At 74.2% G+C, this 24,181-nt stretch carries 18 protein-coding genes; 2 read left to right on the top strand and 16 right to left on the bottom strand.

Features of this window, described 5'->3' with window-relative positions; genetic code table 11:
* Positions 1-49: 49 nt before the first annotated feature.
* The 5 genes from AMK19_RS10155 to AMK19_RS10135 all read right to left on the bottom strand — a co-directional run bounded on the left by AMK19_RS10155 (position 50) and on the right by AMK19_RS10135 (position 5,608).
* On the bottom strand, positions 50-688 hold the full coding sequence (locus tag AMK19_RS10155) for a Pycsar system effector family protein (RefSeq protein WP_143200139.1): 639 nt from the start codon (positions 686-688) through the stop codon (positions 50-52).
* Positions 685-1,602: a hypothetical protein gene (locus tag AMK19_RS10150; protein ID WP_073810238.1), complete on the bottom strand. Its 918-nt coding sequence runs from the start codon at positions 1,600-1,602 to the stop codon at positions 685-687. Before AMK19_RS10150 ends, AMK19_RS10155 begins: the two co-directional genes overlap by 4 nt.
* Positions 1,592-3,739: a hypothetical protein gene (locus AMK19_RS10145; RefSeq protein ID WP_083646630.1), complete on the bottom strand. Its 2,148-nt coding sequence runs from the start codon at positions 3,737-3,739 to the stop codon at positions 1,592-1,594. The genes AMK19_RS10150 and AMK19_RS10145 overlap by 11 nt, the downstream gene beginning before the upstream one ends.
* Positions 3,736-4,791, bottom strand: a complete 1,056-nt coding sequence (locus AMK19_RS10140) for a hypothetical protein (RefSeq protein ID WP_073810237.1) — start codon at positions 4,789-4,791, stop codon at positions 3,736-3,738. Before AMK19_RS10140 ends, AMK19_RS10145 begins: the two co-directional genes overlap by 4 nt.
* A 121-nt stretch (positions 4,792-4,912) precedes the next feature.
* The gene (locus tag AMK19_RS10135) at positions 4,913-5,608 is read right to left on the bottom strand and encodes a Crp/Fnr family transcriptional regulator (protein WP_241844326.1); all 696 of its coding nucleotides are present in this window, start codon (positions 5,606-5,608) and stop codon (positions 4,913-4,915) included.
* Between the two features lie 163 nt (positions 5,609-5,771).
* On the opposite strand from AMK19_RS10135, the gene AMK19_RS35905 reads away from it, so the two are divergent.
* Positions 5,772-5,924: a hypothetical protein gene (locus AMK19_RS35905; protein ID WP_158071883.1), complete on the top strand. Its 153-nt coding sequence runs from the start codon at positions 5,772-5,774 to the stop codon at positions 5,922-5,924.
* Between the two features lie 61 nt (positions 5,925-5,985).
* On the opposite strand, the gene AMK19_RS10130 is transcribed toward AMK19_RS35905, so the two are convergent.
* Positions 5,986-7,257, bottom strand: coding sequence for an amidohydrolase (locus AMK19_RS10130; RefSeq protein ID WP_073810235.1), 1,272 nt, complete (start codon positions 7,255-7,257; stop codon positions 5,986-5,988).
* A 241-nt stretch (positions 7,258-7,498) separates the two neighbouring features.
* On the opposite strand from AMK19_RS10130, the gene AMK19_RS10125 reads away from it, so the two are divergent.
* On the top strand, positions 7,499-7,672 hold the full coding sequence (locus tag AMK19_RS10125; RefSeq protein WP_073810233.1) for a thiazolylpeptide-type bacteriocin: 174 nt from the start codon (positions 7,499-7,501) through the stop codon (positions 7,670-7,672).
* A gap of 147 nt (positions 7,673-7,819) precedes the next feature.
* On the opposite strand, the gene AMK19_RS10120 is transcribed toward AMK19_RS10125, so the two are convergent.
* From AMK19_RS10120 to AMK19_RS10075, 10 genes are all read right to left on the bottom strand, one after another.
* Entirely contained in the window at positions 7,820-9,736 is a 1,917-nt protein-coding gene (locus AMK19_RS10120; protein WP_073810232.1) for a TOMM precursor leader peptide-binding protein, read from the bottom strand.
* Between the two features lie 172 nt (positions 9,737-9,908).
* Positions 9,909-10,658, bottom strand: a complete 750-nt coding sequence (locus tag AMK19_RS10115; protein ID WP_073810230.1) for an ABC transporter permease — start codon at positions 10,656-10,658, stop codon at positions 9,909-9,911.
* Positions 10,655-11,578, bottom strand: a complete 924-nt coding sequence (locus AMK19_RS10110) for an ABC transporter ATP-binding protein (protein WP_073810228.1) — start codon at positions 11,576-11,578, stop codon at positions 10,655-10,657. Before AMK19_RS10110 ends, AMK19_RS10115 begins: the two co-directional genes overlap by 4 nt.
* Before the next feature lie 69 nt (positions 11,579-11,647).
* The gene (locus tag AMK19_RS10105) at positions 11,648-12,859 is read right to left on the bottom strand and encodes a hypothetical protein (RefSeq protein WP_073810227.1); all 1,212 of its coding nucleotides are present in this window, start codon (positions 12,857-12,859) and stop codon (positions 11,648-11,650) included.
* The gene (locus AMK19_RS10100; RefSeq protein ID WP_073810225.1) at positions 12,856-13,905 is read right to left on the bottom strand and encodes a lantibiotic dehydratase C-terminal domain-containing protein; all 1,050 of its coding nucleotides are present in this window, start codon (positions 13,903-13,905) and stop codon (positions 12,856-12,858) included. The genes AMK19_RS10105 and AMK19_RS10100 overlap by 4 nt, the downstream gene beginning before the upstream one ends.
* Complete coding sequence (locus tag AMK19_RS10095) at positions 13,898-16,723, bottom strand: lantibiotic dehydratase (RefSeq protein WP_338015776.1); 2,826 nt, start codon at positions 16,721-16,723, stop codon at positions 13,898-13,900. The genes AMK19_RS10100 and AMK19_RS10095 overlap by 8 nt, the downstream gene beginning before the upstream one ends.
* 14 nt (positions 16,724-16,737) lie before the next feature.
* The gene (locus AMK19_RS10090; RefSeq protein WP_073810224.1) at positions 16,738-18,372 is read right to left on the bottom strand and encodes a nitroreductase family protein; all 1,635 of its coding nucleotides are present in this window, start codon (positions 18,370-18,372) and stop codon (positions 16,738-16,740) included.
* 62 nt (positions 18,373-18,434) lie between these two features.
* A complete protein-coding gene (locus tag AMK19_RS10085; protein WP_083646629.1) occupies positions 18,435-20,465 on the bottom strand; it encodes a TOMM precursor leader peptide-binding protein in 2,031 nt (676 codons plus the stop codon).
* On the bottom strand, positions 20,458-22,674 hold the full coding sequence (locus tag AMK19_RS10080; protein WP_073810222.1) for a TOMM precursor leader peptide-binding protein: 2,217 nt from the start codon (positions 22,672-22,674) through the stop codon (positions 20,458-20,460). The genes AMK19_RS10085 and AMK19_RS10080 overlap by 8 nt, the downstream gene beginning before the upstream one ends.
* A gap of 61 nt (positions 22,675-22,735) precedes the next feature.
* Positions 22,736-23,779 (bottom strand): AfsR/SARP family transcriptional regulator, encoded by a 1,044-nt coding sequence (locus AMK19_RS10075; protein ID WP_073810221.1) that lies wholly within the window; start codon positions 23,777-23,779, stop codon positions 22,736-22,738.
* Between the last annotated feature and the right edge of the window lie 402 nt (positions 23,780-24,181).

The following is a 24,181-nucleotide window of genomic DNA, read 5'->3' as shown; positions in this document are numbered from 1 at the left end:
CCCGACCCGCCCGCAGCCCCGGCCCTCCCCCGGCCGGGGCTTCGGCGTGTCAGACCGGCCGCAGCACCGCGCCGAACTGCAGCAGCGCGAGCAGCAGCAGCGTCGTGCCCGCCTCGATCCATCGGTACTTCGAGCGGATGATCGCACTGGTGCCGATCAGTGAGGCCAGCAACGCCTGCCCCGGATCACGGCCGGAGGCCTCGAACGCGCTGCTCAGCCGCTCGGCGCCGTCCTCCGCGGGGATGTGCTCGAAGTAGCCGGGCGCGCCGACCGCCCCCGACCGCCGCCCGCGCTGCCCGCGCCACCTCAGCCACCTCAGCCACCGCAGCCACCGCAGCCGCCCCTGCCTCCCCTGGCGACGGCGCGGGACGATCGCCGCGACGAAGCAGCCGACGGCCAGCAGCGCGCTCATCGCCGTCGTCCACCACAGCAGCTGCGAGCCGCCGCCCCGGCCGAGCGGCAGGAACGCCCCGAACGCCGCGCCCGTGAAGCCCAGCAGCACGGCGGCCTTCGCGTCGGCCCGGTTGATCTCGGTGCTGTTGGCGACCGCCAGCCGCTCCATCGCCGCCACCGCCCGCGCACTGCGCCCGGCCGCCCCCGGCCACTCCGGCCACTCCGGCCGCCCCGCCTCCCGCCGCCGGCGCAGCGCCGCGAACGTCGTCCGGTGCCGAACCGGCAGGCGTGTCACCGTGCCACCCCGTTCAGCCGGTCGCCGGCCGCATGGCCGTTCACGGTCCACTCCGGTGCGGACGGTGGTGGCGGCGGCGGGCCGGGGACCCGGCGGCCGAGCCTGGACAGCCGGTCGCGTAGCAGCAGGGACAGTTCCTGCTGCTCCTGCTCGGTCAACCTGCCGAGCAGTCCGGCCAGTTCGTCCTGCCAGCTGGTCTCGCCGCGGATCAGCTCCGCGTGGGAGACCGCCCAGTCCAGCACCTGGCTGACCTGTTCGGGGTGGCGCACCAGCCAGAGCGCGGCGAGCGAGACCGGCCCTTCCTGGACGGCCTGCTTGCAGAACTCGTACTCCTCCCGGGTGTCCGTCCACGGGTAGGGCGCCCCGGCCTCCGCCGGTTCGCCGAGCCGCAGCTCCTCGGCGTCCTCGCGGGCGAGGGCGTCCGTGACGCGGAACGCCAGGCCGTGGCCGGGCAGCGGGCGCGGCCCGCCGAGGTACTTGAGCAGCACGTCGGAGGTGATCCGCCTCCCGACGGCCGCGTACTCGCCGCCGATCACGCCCAGGCAGCGTTCGAGCTCCTGGCGGACCGGACGCCAGCCGTGCAGGGTGCCGCTGCGCACCACCTGCGCGGGGTCTTCCGCCCACCACAGCACCCGGAGGTCGATCGACTCGGTGCCGCGCCCGGTCGGCAGGCCGACGGTGCGGGTGCCACTGCGCTGGTCGAGATCGACGTGGAACGCCTGGTCGTGGTCCCGCAGGCGCAGGCGTCCGACCGCCGGATCGGCGCGGCCGGACCCTGCGCGGTGGAAGCCGCCGCTGCGGTCGCGCAGGACGAGTGCCCGGTTGCGCGGCGCGGCCCAGCGGTGCCGCAGCGCCTCCCACCACAGGGCTCGCGGGGCCCGGACGTACAGCGGCGGGTCGCTCTCAGTGAACATCGGATCCTCCGTCCGTGGGTGCGGTGGTGCCGCCGCGCCAGTTCTCCAGGGCGCGGGCGGCGATGTGACGGCATCCGGGGTCGGCCTGGTCGTCGCGGCCGATCTCGACGAACAGGCGCAGGACGCCGTGCCGCATGTCCCGGGCGAGGGCCCGGAGCAGCCGCTCAACGGCGAACCGGAACTCGCCCGCCCAGGCCGCGGTGCGGCACCAGGCCAGCAGCGAACCGCAGATCTCGCCGAAGTGGTCTTCGTCGTCGAGCAGTTGACGGACCAGCCCGGTGACGGCCGCGGCGTGTTCGGGGCCGTCGGACAGCTGCTGCTGGAACCAGAACGCGTCCCGGAGCATCAGCTGTGGGAAGGCCCACAGGGCGAGTTCGGCGCCGGGGCCGGACTCCCCCGCCCATCCGGCGACGGCGCGGAACACCGTGTCCTGGCTGCCGCCGGCGAACAGCCCGAGCAGCGCCCGGCGCACCTCGCCGGCCACTGCGGCCTCGTCGCCGCCCGGGCCCCGGTAGCAGCGCCGCAGCAGGGCGAGGGCCAGGTCCGGCCGGGCCAGGCCGAAGTCCGTCCCGCAGGCGCGGGCGACGGTCCAGCGGCGGTACTCGCCGGCCCGGTGACTCCACTGCTCCAGGCGGTACTTGACTTCGCTGGCGAGCACCGGGTCCTGCGCGGCGATGCCGAACGCGTGGGCGGCCGCGCTCCGACTGTGCGCCCGGTCGGAGCCGGCCAGCTTCTCGATGTGCCGCAGCGCCAGGCGTCCGCCGCCCCAGCCGGCGACCAGCCCCATCACCCGGCCGACCTGCGCGGCGAGGTCCCCGTCGCGTCCCGGGATGGTGTCCATCCACTCGGTGAGCAGCGCGGACGACCCGCCGTACTGCCGCCACACGTGGCGCAGCACGGTCTCGCCCTGCCGATGCCGGGTGAAGTGCACGGGTTCGACGGTGTAGCTGAACCCGGAGCTGCGACGGATCTCCGGCGGCCGGCACTCCGCACGGACCACCCGGAGCAGCTCGTCGAGCGGGCGGCGCAGCACAAACGCCGGGTTCGGCCGGGTGGTCTCCTCGTCCCCGGCGAGGACGGCATCGAGCCGCCCGTCGGCCAGGGCGGCCAGCCGGACGGCCTCGCCCTGGACGATCCGGTGGTCGAGGCCTTCGAAGACGCTGACGGCCAGCAGGAAGGCCAGGCCGTCGGCGTCGCCGCGGAGCCGGTCGAGCAGTTCCGGCACCTCGTCCTCGGCGAGGAAGCTGAGTCGCTCGCGCAGCACGGCGAGGTCAGGCCCTTCGTCACCGCTGTCGACCAACTCATCGACGAGTTCGGCGACTTGGGCTGGCGTCAGGTCCTTCGTCACCAGCTTTTCCCACACGGTCAGCAGTCGGTTGCGGCGCAGCTCGGACGGAACGGCGGCGGCCAGGCGGACGCCGAAGACCACGCCTGGCTTGGGCGGGGTGCAGCGGACCGGTTCGACGTGCAGGTCGCGGGTGAGGCCCCGGAGCATGGTCGGCTCGTCGGGGAGGACGATCACCATGCGCGCGTCGACGGCCTTGAGCCTGTCCCGCAGGTTCGCCAACACCCCTGGCCCGAGGCGGTGTTGAGGCAGCAGTCCGTGCACCAGGTAGCCCCGCACCTTGGCGTCGGTGGGTCGCCACGACGCCAGGTCCACGCCGCTGTCCAGGGCCCGCAGGTGCGGGCTGTGGCCGGTGTGCTGGTACAGCAGGTTCAGCGCGGCGGTGCGGCGGCCGCTGCCGGACTCGCCGGCCAGGAACAGGATCCGGCTGTCGAGTTCGGTCAACGCCATTCGGAACCAGTCGGGTTGGGCGAAGCCGAAGCGGGCGTCGCTGATCTCCTGCGACGTGATCGGCCCCTCGTGCGCCTCGACGCGGCGGGCCCCGGGACCGCCCCCGTTGTTCTCCACCCGCTGGCCGCCGTGCACGGCACCGGTGTTGATGTTTCCGTGCGGGGCATAGATGACGAACGGCTTGTCGTCACCTGCGAGTTGCCGCGTGAACCGGTCGAAATCGTCGTCGCTTTCGTCGTCGTCGCCGCCGTCCTCGTCCTTGTCCTCGTCGGGGAGCGTGTCCGACGCCGGTTCGGGCGGGCTGCCGTTCTCCTCGGCCGGTTCGGTGGCGGGCCCGCTCACCGGCGCTTCTCCCGCTTGTTGCCGCGCACGGTGTCGCCCTGGCTGCCGTTGACGGTGCCGGCCTTGTTGCCGCCGACGTAGTCGCCCGCGATGTCGAGGCGGTCGCCGGCGGTGTAGTCCCCGTCGACGCGGTTGCCGCCGATCCTGTCTCCGCCGAAACGGTCCCCGGCGATGCGGTCGCCGCCGCAGCTGTCCCGGCCGGTGTTGGTGACGCTCTGCCCGCCGTGCACCGTACCGGAGTTGATGTTGCCGCGATCGGCCTGCTGGGTGGCGACGGGGTGCGTCCGGCCGGCGTCCTGGCGCGGCTGCGGGTCGTGACGGGCGGATTCGTGGTCGTCGACGACGTGGTCGCCGAGGATGCGGCGGTCGTAGAGATTGCCGGAGGGCATCGGGACGTACAGCCAGGCGCGCTGGTCGAAGTTCTTGCCCTCGACGGTGGCGGGGACTTCGACGAAGTGGTCGGGGTGGCGGCCGGTGTAGCCGGAGGCGACGGCGTCCTGGTAGCAGCGGTCGGAGAGGATGGCGGCGACGTGAGTGACGCTCTCGCGGGAGGCGGCGAGCATCGCCTTGACGGGACGGGAATCGAGCAGCCGGTGGGTGTCGTTGCGCGGGGTGCCGTTGCCGTCGAACTCGTCGCCGGTGTCGGGCAGCGGGCCGATGTGCAGGCTGACCCGTAGCCGCATCCGGACGGTGCCCGCCGAGTGCACGTTGAACTCGGTCAGCACGTCCTGGAGGGTGTGCAGCCAGGGGTGGATCACGTACGGCATCCAGGCCGGGTCGAAGCCGAACACGAAACCGTCTCCGGTGGACGCGGGGAAGCGCCGGTCGTTCCAGACATGCGCCAGGTCGGCACGCGCGAAGGACCGCTCCAGCAGGTCCGGCACCGCCCGGCTGATCACCCCGTGCTCGATCGCGGGGTGCCCGGTGAAGTCCTTCGCGTCGACGGCCACCAGGCCCCGGTAGGGCGGCAGTTCACGGCTGCGGCTGTGCGGCAGGCCGCTGGCCGGGGGAAGCGGACGGTCGGAGGAACGAGCCGGTTCGTACTGGTTCATGACGGTACCTCGGGAATCTCCTTGTGCGGACGAAGCGCCTCCAGCTTCCCGACTTCGCGCGCGGCGGTGTGCCCGCCCAGTGCGAAAGGAGCGTGACAGCAGTCACGCGAACGGGTGTTCGTCAGTGCTGCTGCGGAACGACGCGGCGCAGCGCGGGCAGGTCGGTGAGCCGGATGCGCTTGCGCGCGCTCTGCACGCCGAACGGGCCGAGGTCACCGAGGCCGGCGCTGACGGTGTTCCGGGAGACGCCGAGGTGTTGCGCCAACTCCTCGCGGGTGAGCGCGAGTTCGACGGTCGCTCCGGGCGGGCCGGGCTCCCCGGGCGGGCCGGCGGACAGCTCGGCGAGTGCGAGCAGCGCGGCGGCGAGGCGGGGCAGTATGTCGCCGCCGACCCGGGCGAGGTCGGATTCGCGCAGCCGCGCGAGGGCGTACCGCACCAGGGTGGGGTACAGGTCCTGGTCGGCGACGAAGCGCAGGAACGCCCGCTTGGGGAGGACTGCGACCGTGCAGTCGGTGATGGACAGGACGTTCGCCGACCTGGTCCCGCCATCGAGGACGGCCACCTCGCCGAGCACCTCCCCGGGCCCCCGGAACGCCAACAGCGCGAGCTCGCCGCCGCGTTCACGCCGCAGCACCTTCGCGACGCCCCCGAGCAGCGCCAGTACGTGCTGCCCCTCCTCCCCCTGCCTGAGCAACGTGGAGCCGATGGCATGACGACGCACCGTCGCCCCACCGACCATCGCCGCCCACACCGGCTCGCCCATCAGCTGACGGAGCGCCCGGCCCGGTGCCTCTTGCGGGAAGGGAACCTCGACCACGGCACGACCTTACGGCCTGCCACACACCCGCCGTGGGCGTTCGGTCACGATCAGTCCCGAGCGGGGCCCACGCTGCCTGGCCGGGCGGGGAAGCCGTCGGGTCGGTTGACCGAGATCGTCAATCGGCGGGACCGGCGGGCCGTCCGTGGCGGAGGGTGGCGGCGTGAGCACCATGCATCAGCACGCCCTCGACCGTCTCCGCGCCGTCCAGCACGCCGAGCCCGCCCCTCCGCTGCCCGGCGCCCACGACCTCGCCGAACTGCGGACGGCCCGCACCTTCTTCCGCCGCCTGCGGTCCCGACTCGGCCGCCCCTGACCGCGCGCGCCGTCCGGGTGAGCCCTCCGGTCGCGGCGCCCGTCGTCGAACAGGGCCCCAGCTACGGACGGGCGAGTGCGGCGAGGGCGGCCGTGTGCAGGGCGGCGATGCCGGTGCGCAGGGTGGCGCCGACCTGGGGACGGAACTCGGGCGAGTGGTTGGCGGGCAGGGCGGCGAGCTTCTGCGCGGCGCCGGCGCCGGGGGCGGCCGCCCACTGGTCGGGGCCGACCATGCCGAGCATCCAGTACGCGGTGCGGATGCCGGGAACCCCGTGCAGGCTCTCGCCGGCCGGTCCGAACAGCGGGAAGTCCTCGGTGGCGAGCGCGGGCGGCCACTCGGCGACCCGGGCCGCACCGAACAACTCCTGGTGCGCGGTGCGCAGTTGTGCGGCGAGTCCCGGGTCGGGGGTGTTGACGCCGGAGCGGGAGAGTTCCTCGAACTCGGGCTCGCGCGGGCAGCCCGACGCCGCGGCCTCGCCGCGGACGATCCGCCGGACCGCGGCGCAGGCCCGCTCCAGCGTCTCCTCACCGAAACCCCGCACGGTCACCGTCAGGGCGGCCCGGTCGGGGACGACGTTGCCCTGGCCACCGGCTTCCAGGGAGCCGACGGTGACCACCAACTGCTCGGCGGGCGACGTCTCCTGGGCCACGATCGACTGGAGCCGCAGCACCACGGCCGCCGCGGCCACCACCGGGTCCAGGGCCAGCTGGGGTGCTCCGGCGTGCCCGCCGCGGCCGTGGATGACCACCCGCAGGGTGCGGCTGCCGGCCGTGATCGGGCCCCGGCCGTGGGCGACCATGCCGGCGGGCAGCGGCGCGGTGTGCTGGGCGAGCACCGCCGACGGCGGCTCGAAGCGCCGGTACAGGCCGTCCTCCAGCATCGCCCGGGCGCCCGACAGGGTCTCCTCGGCGGGCTGGCCGACCATCAGCACGGTGCCGCGCCAGTGCGCACGCGTCGCGGCGAGGGCGTCGGCGGCCCCGGCGGCGCAGGCGAGGTGGACGTCGTGGCCGCAGGCGTGCATCACCGGCACCTCGCGGCCGTCGGGGGTGCGGCCGGTGGCGGTGGAGGCGTACGGCAGGCCGGTGCGTTCGGCGACCGGCAGCGCGTCGAGTTCGGCGCGCAGCAGCACCACCGGCCCGGGGCCGTTGCGCAGCGCGCCGGCGACGCCGTGGCCGCCGATGCCGCGCGTCACCCGGTATCCGGCGTCGGCCAGGTGGTCGCCGAAGCGGGCGGCGGTGCGTTCCTCGGCGCCGGAGAGTTCGGGGTGCCGATGCAGGTCGAGGTAGAGCTCGGCGGCGCGGGCGAGGTCGTCGGCGGAGGGGGCGGTGGCCATCGGGGCGGACTCCTGGTGCGTCGGTGGGCTGCTTCGGCGGGCTTCGTCGGTGGGCTGCGTCGGCGGTCTGCGGCGGTGGGTGTGTCAGTGACTTGTCAGTAGGGTTCGCCCGGTGCTGCCAGCGGCTGTCGATAGAACTGATGTGTGCACGGCGGTGGTTCGCGAGAACCGCAGCCGGCTCCTTCCGTCCCGGTCCGGCCGTTTCGGCCGGACCGCCCCCTGCACCGAAAGGAGAAGTGCCATGGCTGACACTTCGCTCGCGTCGCTGGCCCAGGAGATCCTGAACCTCGAGTCGGAGACCTTCGAGATCAGCGACTACTCGGACACCTCCGAGGTCATGCTGGGCTCCTCGACCTCCTGCTCCAGCACCAGCACCTGCTCCAGCACCACCAGCACCACCTCCTGCACCGCCTGAGCCTGCGGCGCAACAGTCCGGTGGCCCTCCGCCCTCACGGGGCGGGGGGCCATCGGCCGTTTCCGGGCGTCAAAAACGCGTCGAGGAGCAACGAGGAGCGACGGGCCCCGCCCGCGCTGTGCGGACGGGGCCGACACCGGCACCGGGTTACGGGAACGGGTGCGGGACGAGCCGCAGTTCGTCCTCGGCGAGGTCGCTGTCGCGCAGCCCGCCGCGCCTCAACGCGGTGCGCAGGCGCGGCAGTCGGAGGGCCCGCTGGCGGGTCCAGCCGAAGTCGATGGGGAGCAGTCCGGGCACCAGGGTGCAGACGGTGTGCAGGCCGAGGCGGCGCTGTTCGGGCGAGGTCTGGTCGACGACGATGACGTCGTGGCCTGCGTCGGTGAACCGGTCGCGGCAGAACAGCAGGTCGTCGAGGAGGTCGGTGCCGCGCGGGCAGGTCTCGGCCCAGTCGGCGTACAGTTCGGCGGCGGGCCGGGCGGGCCCGGCGGGCTCCAGGTAGCTGCGGGCGTGCTCGGCCATCTGCGGCAGGCCGAACAGGGCGGCGTGGTCGGGCAGTCGGCGCACCAGGTCGAAGTTCTCGGCCATCGCGGCGAGTTCGGCGGGCCGTTCGCGGACCTGGCCGGGCAGGTGCGGGATGTAGGTGAGGATCTCGGAGACGGCGGATTCGACGGTGTCCTCGGGGTCGAAGCCGGCGGAGGCGGCGAAGGCGAGGGTGCCGGGGCCGCCGTCGCGGCGGACGGCGAGCGCGGTGACGACGGGGACGGCGAGGTCGATCCGGTTGTCGAAGGCGTGCACGTCGTAGCCGAGCAGCGCGGCCCGGTCGAGCATGGCGCGCAGCGCGGGGCCGGTGGCGGCGGTGAGGTCGATCTCGGGCAGCGGGGCGTTGCCGTACCAGCCGAGCAGGAAGGCGTCGCGTTCGATCAGTTCGAGCAGGCCGTGGAGGATGGCCTCTTCCAGGCAGCTGCCGATGGCGCAGCCGTTGGAGCATTCGAAGACGAAGTTGTCGGCGGCGATGCCGGCGCTGTAGTAGCAGAGCCGGGCGGGGACGAGGACGGGTTTCTGGTCGCGCAGGGACCAGCCCTGGACCCAGGGGATCGGCCGGTCGGGGTCGAACGGGCCGAGCATCGGGTCGTCGCGGTAGGTCTGTTCGCTGTACAGGCCGACCTCGCGCGGGTCGAGCGCGGCGGCCCCGAGGTTGTGGTAACTGTCGGTCAGCATGGGGGCGTTGCCGCGCCGGTGGGTGCCGGCGTAGCGTTCCAGGCCTTCCAGGAAGGCGAGCGAGCGGCTGGCCCGGAAGGAGTTGGCCTGGCCGCTCCAGGTGACGTCGGTGAGTCCGGCGTAGCCGCGCATGAAGACGGAGCCGGCGACGGGCGCGGTGGTGGGCGAGACGACGTCGGACCAGGTGCCGGCGCCGAGGACGCCGCAGACGGGGTTGGCGAGTGCGGCTTCGGGCAGCTCGTAGCCGTCGGCGGGGCGCAGTCGGCGGCGGTCGGGGGCGGGCTTGGTGCGGGAGAGCAGCGGCAGCACGGGCTGTTCGGGGTCCGAGGCGCTGTCGGTGGCGCAGGTCGGGCAGAGCGGTTCGGCGAGCAGCGGGACGGTCTGGACGCGCAGGGTCTCCAGGTCGAGCCGGGAGACCTGCGGCAGTCCCGTGGCGGTGGCGGTGGCGTCGGCGGCGAGGCGGTGCAGGGCCCAGACAGCGTCGACGGCGTGGTCGGGCAGGGCGGGCAGGCCGGGGCCGGCCAGGGTGCTGGTGCGGCCGGTCTCCAGGGCGTCGCGTTCGGTGCGGCTGCGCAGCCGCTGCCAGCGCATGGCGAGGCAGGTGCCGCAGGCCTGCGCATCGTCGTCGCCGCCCCAGGGGCCGACCAGGACGGTCTGGGCGGTGAGGTGGACGGTGGAGCGGGCGCGCCGGCGGGCGGCGTCGGCGGCCTCGGGGCGGAGCAGGTCGGCGCCGCCGAGCACGGCGACGGCGGGCGCGGGCTGCCCGTCGGCGGCGGCGCGTTCGGCGAGTCGGCGTTCCATCCGGTCCCTGGCGGCTTCGAACGAGGCCTCGGCGGGGGTGGTCATCGGGTGCCTCCGGGAGACCCCGGCCGGGCAGGGCCGGGGTGGGAGCGGACGTGGGGTCGGGGCCGCCGCGCGAACGGGCAGCCCTGAAAGGCGGGTTGACGTGCGAACGGGCAGTCCTGAAAAGCGGGTTGACGCGCGAACGGGCAGCCCTGAGAGGCGGGTTGACGGTCCGTCAGTTGCGGTTGCTCCAGCGGAAGGTCTTGGCGGCGATCAGCGCGAAGACCAGGGTGAAGCCGGTGAGGGCGGCGCAGTCGAGGAACGGCAGGGCGATGCCGCCGCGGCCGCCGATGGTGTCGGTGACGCCTTCGTCGAAGTAGCGCAGCGGCAGGGCGCGGGAGAGGCCCTGGAGCCAGCCGGGCATCAGGTCGATCGGGTAGAACGCGCCGGACAGGAACGCCATCGGGACCATCACGCAGTTGGCGATCGCGGCGACCGCCTCGGGGGTGTTGGCGAGGGTGCCGACGACCAGGCCGAGCGCGGCGAAGGCGGTGATGCCGAAGACCAGCACGGGCAGGGCGAGCGGCCAGGACCCGGACAGGTGCAGGCCGAACGCGCCGAGGGCGACGGCGGTGAACAGCACGGCCTGGACGAGTCCGGTGCCGAGGGCGACGGCGTAGCGGGCGCCGAGCACGGTGGGCAGCGGGGTGGGGGTGCGCCAGATCAGCCGCAGCAGGTCGTCGCGGCGCCAGTGCATCAGGGTGAAGGCGACGCCGAACAGGGCGGCGTTGCCGATGCCCCAGGAGAGCACGCCGGGCGCGATGTAGTTGATGTAGGACAGGCCGCCGTCCACCGACTGCCCCTGGAAGATCATCCCGAAGACGATCAGGAAGACCAGCGGGAACGCGAAGGTGAAGATCACCGAGGTGCGGTCGCGCAGGTAGGCGAGGTAGCTGGCCCTGGTCACTGCGGTGTAGGCGTTCATGATCGGCGCTCCGTTGCGGTCAGTTCCAGGTAGGCGTCTTCCAGGGTCGCCGTGCGGGTGGTGATCTCCTCCAGGTCGACGAGTTCGCCGAGGGCGAGCAGCAGTCGGTTCGGCGTGCGGGTGGAGAGGACCAGGTCGCCGCCTTCGACGGCGACGGTGTCGACGCCGGCGAGGCCCTGGACGTCGTCGACGCCGAGCCGGTAGGCGGGGACGCGCAGCCGGGTGGGCGCGGCAAGGGACTTGATCAGGTGCCGGGGGCTGTCGACGGCGAGCACGGCGCCGCGGGCGACGATCGCGACCCGGTCGCACAGCGCCTCGGCCTCGTCGAGGTGGTGGGTGGTGTAGACGATGGTGCGGCCGTCGCCCTTGAGGGCGCGCAGCACCTCCCACAGGGAGCGCCGGGCGGCCGGGTCGAGGGCGGCGGTCGGCTCGTCGAGGAAGATCAGCTCGGGGTCGTGGATGAGCGCGGTGGCGAGGGCGAGGCGTTGGCGCTGGCCGCCGGAGAGCTGGTCGACGCGGCGGTCGGCCTGTTCGCCGAGGTCGACGAGGTCGAGGGCGCGGATCGCGGCGGGGCGGTCCAGGCGGTAGAGCGCGGCGACGGTCTCCAGGTGTTCCCGGGCGGTGAGCCGGGTGAAGAACGCGGAGCTCTGGGTCTGGATGCCGAGGCGGCGCAGCAGTGGGGTGTTGCGCGGCCAGGGGCTTTCGCCGAGCACGCTGACGGTGCCGGAGTCGGGGGTGCGCAGGCCCTCGACGATCTCCACCAGGGTGGTCTTGCCGGCGCCGTTGGGGCCGAGGATGCCGAAGAACTCGCCGCGTTCCACGGTCAGCGACACTCCGTCGAGTGCCTGGACGGTCCCGTAACGCTTGCGGACGCCGTCCAGCGCCACGGCCGCGTCCGGGCGCTTGTCACCTGTGCTCATCAGTGCTCTCTCCTTGCCGACATGCCGACATCACGTCACCCACCCTGTTGCGCAACCCTGTTGAGCCGCTCATCCGCTCCTTGCCTCCCGCAGTGCCCGCAGGGCGCGGCCGGCCGCCCACAGCGCCAGTGCGGCCGCCACCGAGAACGCGGGCAGCCACCCGGCGAGCGGGCCGTACCAGGCCGCCAGCAGGGCGCTCGCGGCGGCGAGCAGGGCGGCGGCCAGGACGGTGCAGCCGAGCGCGTAGCCGCCGTACGCGAGTCGCAGTCGCGCGGGGTAGCGGCGCAGTTCGGTGCCGTCGCGGCGGATCGCGGCGCGGGCCGCGACGGTGGCGAACGTGCGGCTCTCGGTGGCGAGTTGGAGGGTGTCCAGGGCGTAGCCGAGGGCCTTGTAGCCGTCCAGCGGGGGCAGCGGCAGCAGGTTGCCGAGGGCGACGGCGGTGCCGAGCAGCAGCAGTCCGCCGAGGAACGGCCGGGCCTGGGCGTGGGCGGGCAACAGCGCCCAGGCGGGGTAGAAGGGCAGCAGGAACACCAGGTTGGCGATCGCGCCGGCCCCGGCGGTGGCGATCTGTTCGCGGCGGCGGGCGAAGAACCGGACGTCCTCGACCTCGCAGTACAGGTACGTCATGGGCAGCCGCCAGCGCAGGCCGATCTCGCCGACGCGTCCGCCGTAGGCGTGGCCGACCAGGCCGTGGGCGAGTTCGTGCAGGGCGAGGCTGGTCCACAGCAGGGTGCCGACGGCGAACAGCGCGACGGGGTTCTCGGCGAGCTGCCGGGTCTCGTCGATCAGCGTGGGCAGCTGGACGGCGACGGCGACCAGCAGCGCCGCGACCAGCGCCAGCAGCGGTGCCAGGACGGCGCGGCGGCGGGCGAAGGCGGTGGCGCGGTGCAGGGTCTCCAGCAGCGCGGGCGCGTCGGAGACCAGCTTGGCCCGGCCGCTGAGGACGCCGGAGCGGGGCGGCCCGGCGGGCTTGGGCGGCACCGGGACGGGGGCGTCTGCGAGCAGGCCGCGGGTGTACAGCAGGCCCATCATCTGCTGCCACTGCGGTTCGCCCAGGCGGGCCCGGAAGTGCTGCGCGTACGCGTCGCCGACCTCGGCGAGGGTCCGGGTGCCGTCGAGCCGGGCGATGATGAAGTGTTCCTTCGGCCCGAGCTCCAACTGCCGTCCGCCGACCGGGTCCTGCACCAGGTGGACGACGGCGGCGCCGCGCCGCAGCGGCCGGGCGATCCGCAGTTCGGGGCGGATCCTCGGCCGCTGCTCCAGGAGTTGACGGTGGCTCACGAGACCACCGCGGGTTCGCGCAGGGCGCGGGCCAGGATGTACGACAGGAACGCCTCGTCGCGGACGGTCACCGACAGCCGGTTGTTGGTCATGTGGGCGTACGGGAACAGCAGCATCGGCAGCGCCTCGGCGGGGTCGGTGACGGTCAGGTCGCGTTCGCCGTCCCAGGAGCGGAAGACCAGTTCGCCGCGGCGCGCCGCCCCGGCGGCGCGCTCGCGCAGGTCGAGGCAGTGCTCGGCCCAGCCGCGGAGCACGGCGGGCAGCCGCTCGGGCGCGCCGTCGACGACGGCGGCGCGGATCGCCCGGAACCTGGCCGGCAGGGCGTCGCCCATGCTGGTGTAGGCGCGGTCGTAGCCCTGCTGCGCGGTGTAGTTGGTGCCTTCGAACGAGCGGTTCCAGAAGGCGTGGTAGCGGTCGAGGAAGGTCAGCAGGGCGTCCTCGTCGGGGAGGAAGCACGCCGTCATGGTCATCATCAGCTGCGCGGCCAGGCCCAGCACCACGGTGCGCAGGTGCAGGTTCATGGTGCGGGTGGCTTCGATCACCAGGTCGCTGGAGTGCTGGAAGTGCCATTCGGCGAGGTCGATGCCGGCCGGGCCGCCGTACTTGCCGTACTCGGGCTCGTACGGTTCGCGGCTGAAGGTGTTGTTCTCCCGCAGCCTCATCCTCCCGTCGGCGTCGACGAGTTCGGCGCGTTCCTCCAGGGTGAACTCCAGCTCGAACATGGTGTTGTAGAGCTCCGCGAAGAAGCTGTCCTCGACCTGGTAGAGCGCGGGGCGGCGGCGCAGGAACTCGGCGACGGCGCTCTCGGCACGTGCGCGGACCTGTTCGGCCGCCTCGGGGGTGGCGGGCCGCAGGCGCAGGCGCAGGTGCGGGCCCTCCACCCAGTAGTTGATGAAGAAGTGCCCGGCGAGCAGGCCCTCTTCGGTGAGTTCGGCGACCAGCGGGCGCACGCACTGCAGCAGCAGCGGGCGCGGGCTGGCCGCGTAGAAGACGTGCAGCGCGAGCCAGTCGCCGGGGGCGTCCGGGGTGGTCGGCAGGTCAGTCATGGTTCGGCTCTCCTCGCCGGGGCTGGTTCGCGTCACGGTGCTGCGCCGACGGCCGGGACGGGTCCAACGGCAGGACTTCCAGGGCCAGTTCGGCGACGTGGCGGCCGCGCGCGGAGCGCACGTGCAGCGCGTCCTCGCCGGGCAGCATCTCCTCCAGCACCAGCCGTCCGGCGCCGCCGGCGAGCATGGCGTCCAGCGCGGTCAGGGACAGCGGGCTGGCGAAGTCCACGTACTGGGGTTTGGCGACCCCGAGGGGGACGCCGGGCCCCTCGGGGTACGCCCGGGCGAACACCCGGACGGGCAGCCGGTGCCGGCGACGCCAGCGCTGCCATTCCAGGTATCGCTCCGACTCGGTTGCTCCCGGCGGGAGTTGCGGCAGCGCCGCGGCGTCGGCGGTCCAGTTGCGGCGGTGCAGCACCAGGCTGCCGTACCGGACCCGGGGGCGGCGGGCGACCCCCTCGGGGGCCGGGCCGGCGGGCACGCCACGCCACAGCTCGGGCGTCACCCGGGAGGTCGGCGAGAACAGCAGCAGGCTGCGCGGGATCTCCGGCAGCACCATCGGCACCAGGTAGCCGAGGTAGACCGGGACGACCTCGACGCCGAGGCGGCGCGAGCGCAGCACCAGCCGGTCGGCGTCCGGGTCGTGCTCGACGTACAGGTCGTCCAGGTGGATCTGCGCGTCCTCGGGGGCGGTGCTGGTCTCGCCCGGGCACACCAACTCGTAGTCGGTGAGCCGCCCGTGGAGGTTCAGGTTGGTGGTGGCGGCGCCCGCGGTGACCTCGGCGAGCACCGCGCCCGCGGGCGCGACCTCACGCAGCGTCCCGCGCAGGGCGGCGGGCAGGGCGGCGGGAGGGTCCGCAGGCAGGTCCGCGCCGTCGGCGGCGCCCTCGAAGCAGTGCGTGAAGCGGGTGAACGGGAAGCACAGGCCGCCGTAGGAGTGGTTGAGCACCACCAGCGGCTCGCCGTCCCGGGCGGACAGCTGCACGAAGTGGCTGTGCGGCGCGAACCCGCCCGCGGGCGTGCCGAGTTGCTCCGCCACGGCGTCGAGGTCCGCGTCGTCGAGCGTCAACTCCTCAGCGCTGTCCGGCAGTTGTGCGAAGGATGCGCGCATCCGGCGGGCCAGTTCGGCGCGCGCCCGGTCGAGGGCGGTGATCTGCGGCTGGCCGAGCCAGTTCTCCTCGGCGGGGTAGCCGCGGTGTTCGGCCTCGCCGGGCTTGGCGGCGGTGAACTGCAGGTACTGGTTGAAGATGTCCTCGTGGAAGTCGTGCACCAGCTGCAGCAGGTCGTCGCTGCGGCCGCCGCGGCCGTGCCGGGCGAGGAAGAAGCCCTTCAGGGTGAGCCGTTGGGCCAGGCCAAGGTCGAACACCGGGAGGATTCGGGTGAGTTCGGCCAGCGGCTCGGCCGCCAGTGCGGCCCACCGCCGGGCGTCGGCCGCAGTCTCGCCCGCGTCGACGTCCTCGTACAGCAGGGTCTGCGGGACGGCCGCCTTCTCGTCGCCCAACTCCCGTTGTATGGCGGCGAGTTCGGCGCGCATCTCGGCGAGCAGCGCCCGTCGGGTCGGGACGTCGGCGGCCGGCCAGCGCTCCAGGGCGGCGATCGGTCCGGCGAGCCGGTCGGCGACGGCGTCCGCCCAGGGCCGCTCCAGCGAGCGCAGCGCCTGCCGGAACGCGCGCACCGGGTCGGCGGTGTGCACATCCGTGGCGAGCAGCGGGAGTTGGAGGATGCCGACCTCCAGCAGCGCGTCCAGGTACCGTCGCGCGTCGCCCGCGTCGGCCGGATCGCCGTCCGTGCCGAGCTGTGCGGCGAGCTCGGCCGCGAGTTCGCCGAAGCGGATCTCCGGGCGCTGCCGGAACACCTCAAGCAGCCGTTCCAGCACGCCGCTCAGGCGTAGAAAGAACAGCCGGTCGCGGGCCGCGTCGAAGCTCACCGCCGCGCCGGAGTCGCCGGCCGTCACCGAGCGCCGCACGTAGCGGACCCGGTCCTCGGTCAGTTCCATGCCGGAGGCGGGGGCCACCGGCAGGTCGGCGCGGCGCTGCGGGTCGGCGGCGACCAGTTCGGCGAGCCGGGCCAGCACCACCACGTTCAGCCTGGGGTGGCTGCCGCGCGCCTCGCCGAGCGCCACCTCGAACCCGTCGTGGGAGTCGTCGAAGGCGCCGACGGCGACGGGCGTGAAGGTGCTGAACGGGCTGGTCTTGCACGCCGTCCGGTACAGGTACGACAGCAGCGAGCGTTCCATCTTGCGGGTCCGCTTGTCCGGCGCGGCGCTGGGCGCGCCGATGCCGTCGAGGCGGGCCTCCAGCGACGGCGAGGCCAGCAGCAGGCCGAGCCGCAGCTCGTCCAGCCCAGCCAGGCGGCGCAACTCGGCCCGGGTGCGGACGAGTTCACGCTCGAACGCGGGCCCGCCGGCCTCCCGCAGCTGCGCCAGGCGCTGCCGGGCGGGCAGCCACTGGGCGAGCAACTCGGCAGCGTCCCGGTCGAGTTGCCGCACCATGGCGAGCGCCGCGGCGGGATCGGCGGGCATCCGGTTGTTGAACACCCTGCGCCGCAGGTCCAGCACCCGCCGCCGGCCCTCGGCATCCGGCGCGAGCTTGACGAGCACCGAGAGCGGGTCGCCGAGCCGGGCCCCGAGCTCGGACAGGCGCTCCTCCTCGGCCGCCAACTCCTCGGCCCAGCCGAAGACTTCGTCCGAGCGAAGACCGTGCACGGCCTCGACCGGCAGGCCGCCGGCGCGCAGCATGAAGCGGGGCCCGAGGCCCAGGGCCCGGCCGGTGGGCCGGTCCTGGCGCCCGGCGCTCCCCGCGGTCACAGTGGTGGTCAACGTTCCTCCGCCGTTCAGGCGATCGCGTGGTCGAAGTCGGCCGGGCTGCGGTGCTCCTGACCGATCATCATGATCAGCAGCGGCAGTTCCTCGCCGTCGACGAGGCCCAGGTGCTCGGTGTAGGAGACGGAGTCGAAGCCGAGCGCCACGCCGCAGGCCAGTCCGGCCGCCGGGGCGACCGTGTACAGCGCCTGCGAGGCGGCCCCGACGGCGGCGTTCACCAGGCGCAGGCCCCGGTCGCCGACGGCGTCCAGCACGGCCGGGGTGGGCGCGCTGACCAGGATCAGCGCCCCGGCCTGCTCCAGGTTGTAGTTGTCGAGGAAGTAGTTGCGCTGCAGGAACCAGCCCTGCGGGCCCGCCTTCACGGGCCGCAGCGTGCGCGCCTCGGCGTCGTACGCGTACGCGCCGGCGGGCACGCCCTCGACGTGGTTGACGAACACGTGCAGCCGCGTCAGCGAGGCCGTCGCGGGCCCCTCCTCGCATCCCTCCAGCCGTCCGGCGGACGCGGCGGCGGCAAGCGCGGTGGACAGCTGCCCGGCGCTCATCGCGGGCCTGCCGGTGAACCGGCCGAAGCTGCTGCGCCGCGCGCGCAGCGCCTCGCGCACGCCCATCGACGGCTGCTGCGGCTCGGGCAGCCGGACCGGCTCGCCGACGGGCCCGGCCGGTTCGGCCGCCGCGCGCAACCGGGCCCAGGCCTCCTCCAGCGCCGCGTCCAGCACCCCGGCGGCGGGCCGCTCGGCCGCGCCCTCCAGGGTGGCCTCGTGGATCCGCCGGACGGTCTCGAACCCGAGCACGAGCCGCGACCGCTCCTGTTCCTTGGCCCGCACGACCGCGCCGGTGGGCGTCGCGGGCAGCGCGCCGGTGGGCGTCGCGGGCAGCGCGCCGGCCGGCCCGCCTGCCCAGCGCAGCGGGACGACGGCGAACACGCCCTCCTCCTCGGCGCTCAGGCCGAACAGCCGGCCGAGCCGCTCCTCGTCGAACCAGAGTGCCGCGCCCAGGTGCAGGCCCTGCGCGCCGGCCCAGATCCGCCAGGTCTCCAGCAGCGCGCCGGTGTCCATGGTGACCACGTGGTACGCGAAGCTGTTGTACTTGAAGGCGTTCTGCCAGAACTTGACGGTGAGGACCAGGAATTGGTCGCAGTCCTCGGCGAGGCCGCCGAGCGCCGCCCGCACGTCGGGCGTGACGTCGCCGGTCAGCAGCCGCCGCATCGAGTGGTGCGGCGTGGAGTAGTGGTGCACGCCGGGGGTGAGCGGTCCGCTCGGGCCGCTGACCCAGTGGATGCCGATCGGGTAGAGGCCGCCGCCGGACGCGGTGCCCCGGGAGAAGTTGGCGTGCGGGTAGCGGGGCAGCGTGCCGAGGTCGGAGTTGGCCTGCACGCCGAGCCGGCGGCCCGTCAGGCCGTAGGAGTCGCGGAGCATGCCGCCGAGCAGCGGCAGCGTGAAGCCGTCCTCGCCGCGCGGACCGAACAGGCCGCGGGCGGCCGAGGCGGCCGGTCCGGGCGGGCAGTCGGGCAGCGGGAAGTGCGGCGCGTCGGGGAAGTACTTGTCCTTGCGCGGGCGGTCGGCCCAGTCGGGCACGAAGTCGGCGGGCTCCATCGGGACCCGGCCGCGCCACAGCACCGCGGACGCGTACGCGCGGGCGTAGCCCATGTTCGTTCCTCTCTCGTGCCGCCCGGCGCCGTGCGAGGGCGCGGTGCCGGGCGCGGCGGGGCTCAGGGGAAGGGGTGCGGTGCGGGGTTGAGCTGGTCCGTCCGCAGGTCGTGCGGGCGCAGGCCGGCCTCGCGGGGCGCGGTCCGCAGCCGGGGCATGGTGAGAGCGCGTTGGCGCTGCCAGCCGAAGTCGATCGGCAGCAGTCCGGGCACCAGCACCGAGGCGGTGTGCAGGCCGGAGGCCCGCTGTTCGGGCATGGTCTGGTCGACCACCACCACGTCGAACCCGGCCGCGGCGACCGCGTCGACGCAGTGCCGCAGGTCCTCGCGGAGGTCGTCGGACGGGGCGATCGAGCCGTCCCGCAGCGTCGACACCGGCCGCGGCGCCTCCTGGCGCTTCAGCAGGAAGTCGGCGTACTTCGCCATCTCGGGCAGGCCGTAGACCAGCGGGTGGTCGTGCAGGACCCGTACCTGGTCGAAGTCCTCCGCCATGGCGCGCAGTCGCCGCTCCTCGCGGGCGGTGCGGCTGCGCAGGTTGACGGCGTCGGTGGCGATCTCGCACAGGCCGGCCCAGAGCGCCGCCTCCGGGTCGAGGCTCGCGCCCGCGCCGAAGCAGAGCCGTCCGGGGCCGCCGTCGACGCGTTCGGCGACGGCGGTCACCACCGGGACCGGGAAGGTGATCCGGGTGTCGAAGAACCGGGCGCGGTAGCCGTACATCTCCAGCCGGTCGACCATCGCCCTGGTCTGCGGGCGGCTGCTACTGCGGCCGTCGAGTTCGGGCAGGTCGAGTTGCCCGTACCAGGCGAGCAGGAAGGCGTCGCGTTCGACGGCCTCCATCAGCCCGAAGTAGATCGCCTCCTCCAGGCTGCCGCCGGACGCGCAGCCGTTCGAACTCTCCTGCACGAAGCGGTTGGTGAGCCCGCCGGGCGCGTGGTAGTACGGCAGGATCTCCGGTACCAGCAGCGGCCGTTCGTCGCGCAGCGACCAGCCCCACACCCACGGGATCGGGGTGCTGGGCGAGAACGGCCGGACGCCGGTGGTCCGGTGGAACTCGTCGGTGTACAGGCCGCAGGTGCGCGGGTCGAGCGCCTGCTCGCCGAGGTCGTCCAGGGCGGCGACGACGTTGGTCCGCCTGCCGCGCGCCCGCATCCCGGCGAACCGCTCCAGCCCTTCCAGCAGGCCGACCTCGGTGCTGGCCCGGTAGCCGGCGGTGTGGCCGCCCCAGAAGCACTCGCGCAGGTAGTCGCCGGAACGCATGGTGAAACAGCCCACCGTGGAGGAAGTGGAGGCGGACACCAGGTCCGGCACCACCGACGGCCCGAGCATCCCCGCGACGGGGTTGACGAACGCGGGCAGCGACAGCCCGTAGTCCTCCACCGGCCGCAGCCGGAAGTCGTCGCGGGCCCGCTTGGGGCGGCTCGCCAGGTCGATCCGGGCGGCCTCCGCGCTGTCCTCGACGCGGTGCTCGCAGCGCGGACACTCGGCGTCCGTGAGCAGCGGGAAACCGCTTACCCGCAGCGTCTCCAGGTCCAGCAGGTGCACCACGGGCAGCCCGTCGAGCTCCCGCGGGCCGCGCTCGGCGCGCGCCGCGAGCAGCGCGGCCAGCGCGTCGGTCAGGAACGGCACCGCGAACGGCGGGCGGCCCGCCGCCCGGGTGCCGGACCCGAGTTCCAGCGCGTCGCGCAGCTGCCCGGACCGCACCGCCTGCCAGCGCCGTGCGAGGCAGCGCGGGCACGGCGAGGCCTGGCCGCCGTCCACGGGCCAACCGTCCGGACGCTCCGAACCGTCCGGGCCGTCCGGGCTGTCCGGGCTGTCCGGGCTGTCCGGGCTGTCCGGGCTGTCCGGTCCGACGGTGGCGTGGTGGCCGTACAGGTGCACCGGCGCCAGCCATCCGCCGCGCCGCTCCGGCGCGCCGACCGTCAGCTCGTCCCGCGCGCCGAGCAGCGCCAGTTCGACCCGGTGGTCCGCCAACCCGCCCGCCAGGTCGGCGAAGAACTCACCCCACGGCCCGGCGAACGCCACCGTCGCAGCCGCCGCCACCACTGCCTCCGCCGCCTCCGCGCCGGACGGATGGTCGAGGACGTCCTCAGGCATCCGAAGTCCCGTCCGTGAGCAGCACCTTGACCACCTCGATCCGACCGGCCCGCAGGTCGGCCGGGCCGTACGGGGCCAGCAGGACGTCGCGGCTGGCGGCGCGCAGCCGCTCCAGCACCTGCGTCCACTCCAGGGTCTCGCCGAGCTGCGCCCCGGCCGTCCCGGCGGGCGTCAGCACGGTCGGGTCGAGTTCGCCGATCAGCGGGTCGCCGGTGTCCGTCCCGCCGTGGGCGGCGGCGGCCGGGTCGCGGTCGAGCTGGACGGCGGCGAGCAGGTCGCGGACGGCCTCCAGCACGGCGTCGCGCAGGCCGAGGCCGCTGCCGAGCGTCCAGCGGGAGGCGCCGGCGGCGTCGGCGTCGGCAGCGCGGGCCAGCACCACCGGCAGCGGCTCGTCGGGGCCGCCGAGCAGCAGCAACTCCGGTTCCAGGCCGTGGTTGTGCGCCGAGCGGGCCAGGAACGCGAGCTGCGCGTCCTGCTGGAGGATCTCCGCCGGGAGGGCCAGCGGCGCGAGGCGCCCGCGCAGGGCGCGGCGCAGCGCGTCGTGGCCGAGGGCGGTGCGCAGGCCGCGGGCGGTGGCCTCGGCGAGGGTGCCGCCCGCGCCGGTGCCGGCCGAGGTGGCCTCGAAGGCGCGGTCGCGGTTGTGCGGGCCGAAGGTGTGCAGCGCGGCGACGGGGACGAGTGCCCGCGCGCCGGTGAGCAGCGAGGTGGCCTCGCTCCAGTCGCGGACGGTGCCGGCCGGCAGGCCGCTGGCGGTGCTCAGCAACTCCGGTCGTACTCGGTCGAGTTCGGCGCCTTCGGCGGCCGGGGTGGCGGGCACGGCGTGCTCGACGTAGACCTCGGCGGCGCGGTAGAGGGCGCGCAGGCGGGCTCCGGCGACGTGGTGGATGTCGCCGGCGGAGACGGTGCGGGTGACGCCGGGGGCGAGGTTCAGGGTGACGGTGCCGGCCTTCAGCGGGGTCTGCCGCCAGTCGTCGTCGGCGTAGCGGGCGAACACGCCGGCGTGCGGGCCGACCAGCACGGCGCGGTCGTCGATCTCGGCGAGCGCGGCTTCGGAGGCGCCCTCCTCGGCGGAGAAGTCCTCCTCGCGTCCGGCTCCGGCCAGATCAAGGCCGGTCAGGTCGAGGCCGGCGAGGTCGGCGTCGTGCGGGGCGGCGCAGCGCGGGCAGCGCGGGTGCGGGTGCAGGGGTTCGCCGACGACGTCGAGCGAGTCGAGGTCCTGGACGAGCAGGCGTCCGTCGGTCTCGGCGGGCAGGGCGCCGGTGGTGATCCGGAAGACCTCGTAGCCGAGCAGGTTGCCGAGCATCGCGGCGAGCGGGCCGTGCGGCTGCCGGCTGCCGGTGGTCAGCGGGGCGAGCGGGGAGAGGGCGGCCCACAGTTCGGCGGCGTCGCCGGCCCGGGCACCGGCGCCGAGGCGCAGTGCGGCGCAGGTCCAGCAGCCGGTGCGGTCGGCGGACATCAGCGGGCCGATGACGGCGTTGCCGCCGATCGTCCAGGCCGGAAGCAGCATCCGGCCGTCGGGGATACCGGCCTCCAGCAGGTCGGCGGTCTGCCGGTGGCCGGCCGGGCCGGTGACCAACACCAGGTCGTGGCCGTCGAGTTCGGCCCAGCCGGGCCCGTCGCCGGGGGCGGCGAGGGTGGCCAGGTGGACGGGGCAGCCGGCCTTGGCGAGGGCGGCGGCCTCGGTCTCGATCTCGGCCCAGCCGGCGAGTTCGGTCAGTGCGGGGAGCACGCCGACGGCGGCGCAGCCGTTGCGGATCAGGCTGAGCACGGCCCAGCGGGCGAGTTCGTCGTCGCCGAGGACGGCGACCCGGGTGTCGCGGAAGCGGTGGAAGCGCTCCTCGGCGTCGCCGGTGTAGTGGTCGATGTACTCGATCTGCGGGCCGAAACGCGCGGCGGCCTCGGGGGTGAGCGGCGAGGGGCCCTCGGGGGCGGGGCCGGCGTCGCGGGCGAAGCCGCGGGTGTAGAGGGTGCGGACGAGTTCGGCGAGCATGGTGCGGTGGTGCTCGCCGAAGCCCTGGCTGATCTCGGCGACGGTGTGCTGCCCGTTGAGGTGCGGCACGATCAGCGAGGCGAAGCGGTAGGCGTCCTTGGCGGTGACGCCGAAGCCGCCGTGGGCGTTGTGGAAGAGCACCCCCTCGGGGGTCTGGGTGTACAGCACGTCGCGCCGGATCCGTGGACGGCTGTCGGCGATCTCCTCGAACGGGGGCATGTCCCTCACACCTCAGTGGTACGCGAGCGGAGCGGCTCGGGGCCGCACGGACGGGAAGCGGTCAGGCGCAGGATGCGGGCGGCGCCGGGTCCTGCTCCCCCGGGGCGCGGACCCAACTGCCCGCCGCGGCAAGGGTGAAGGCCCGTAGCAGCTCGTGCACGTGGTAGTGCCCGCAGGGGCCTTCGGCGAGCAGCCCGGCCTGCACCAGTCCGGCCAGGACGGCTTCGCCGGGGGCGGGGACGGTCGTCCCGTCCGGTTCGCGGGCGGGCTCGGCCGCTGCGCGGAGTCGGACGGCGCCGGGTTCCCGGACGGCCGGCGGGGTGTCGGGGGTCAGTGATTCGCCGCGCAGGACGGCGAGTTCGAGGCGTTGCAGGGACGGTCCGGGTTCGACGCCGAGTTCCTCGCGCAGGTGGTCGCGGACCCACCGGTACTCGGCGAGCGCGTCGGCGCGCCGGCCGGTGCGGTGCAGGGCCTCGATCAGCTGTTCCCAGAACCGTTCGTGGGAGGGGTGCGATCTGGCGAGCGGCCACAGTTCGGACAGCACGTCGCGACATCGTCCGAGCGCGAGCTCGATGTCGTAGACCCGTTCGACGGTGCGCAGCCACTCCTCGGAGAGCCGCGGCACCTCCTCGCGGTGCAGCACGTCGGAGTGCACGTTGCCCAGCACGGGCGACTGCCACAGGGCCAACGCGGCACGCAGCAGGGCGAGTTCGGCGGACGGGTCGGCGGTCCGTCCGGCCCGGGCGAGCAGCTCGCGGAACTCCAGCAGGTCCAGGGTGCGGGCGTCGACGGCCATCCGGTAGCCGCCGGGGAGCGCCTCGATGGTGGAGCCGGAGATGCCGTACTTGGCGAACAGCCGTCTCAGTCGCAGCACGCAGGAGTGCAGGGCGGCCTTGGCGGTCGCCGGGATCTCCTCGCCCCAGATCGCCCGTTGCAGCGACTCCACCGGCACGACCGCGTTCGGTCTGGTCAGCAGGGCCGCCAACAGCGAGGCGGGCTTGGAGGGTTGGAGGACCGCGGTCTCCCGGTGGTCGGCGATCGCCAACAGGCCGAGCACGGTGAATCTGGCGCCGCTGCCGGCTCCGGCTTCCGCTGCCACGTCCACCCTACCCTCCTTCCGACTCTCTCCCGTGACCGTCCGTAGGCATGCCGAATTCACTCGGCGACCATCGATGGAGCACGACCCACACGGTTTCCACGGCGACTCGGCGCAGCTTTCGGCCGGCCCATTCGCTCGGCCGCTACCGCCCAGTACGACAAGGCCAGACCGTACGAGCTGACACTGAGTCACGTCAATGGCCAGGAGCGGCCTTTCAGCGAATTTCCGCAAACACTTTCATGACCGTCCGGCAACCTTCCCCGGACGCCCAGCCTTGAGCATGGGTCGAGGTCGCGAGGCTTCCCGACCGGGCGATACGTGCACGGACGATGAGCGCAAACCTCACCCGTCCCCTACCGTTCCACCGATTACCGCGCACACTCGGACGGCAATGCGAACGAGCAATGC

Origin of the sequence: Kitasatospora sp. CB01950 (assembly GCF_001905465.1) — a bacterium.
Taxonomy (GTDB): Bacteria; Actinomycetota; Actinomycetes; order Streptomycetales; family Streptomycetaceae; genus Kitasatospora.
This window is presented reverse-complemented; position numbering and strand designations above follow the sequence as displayed.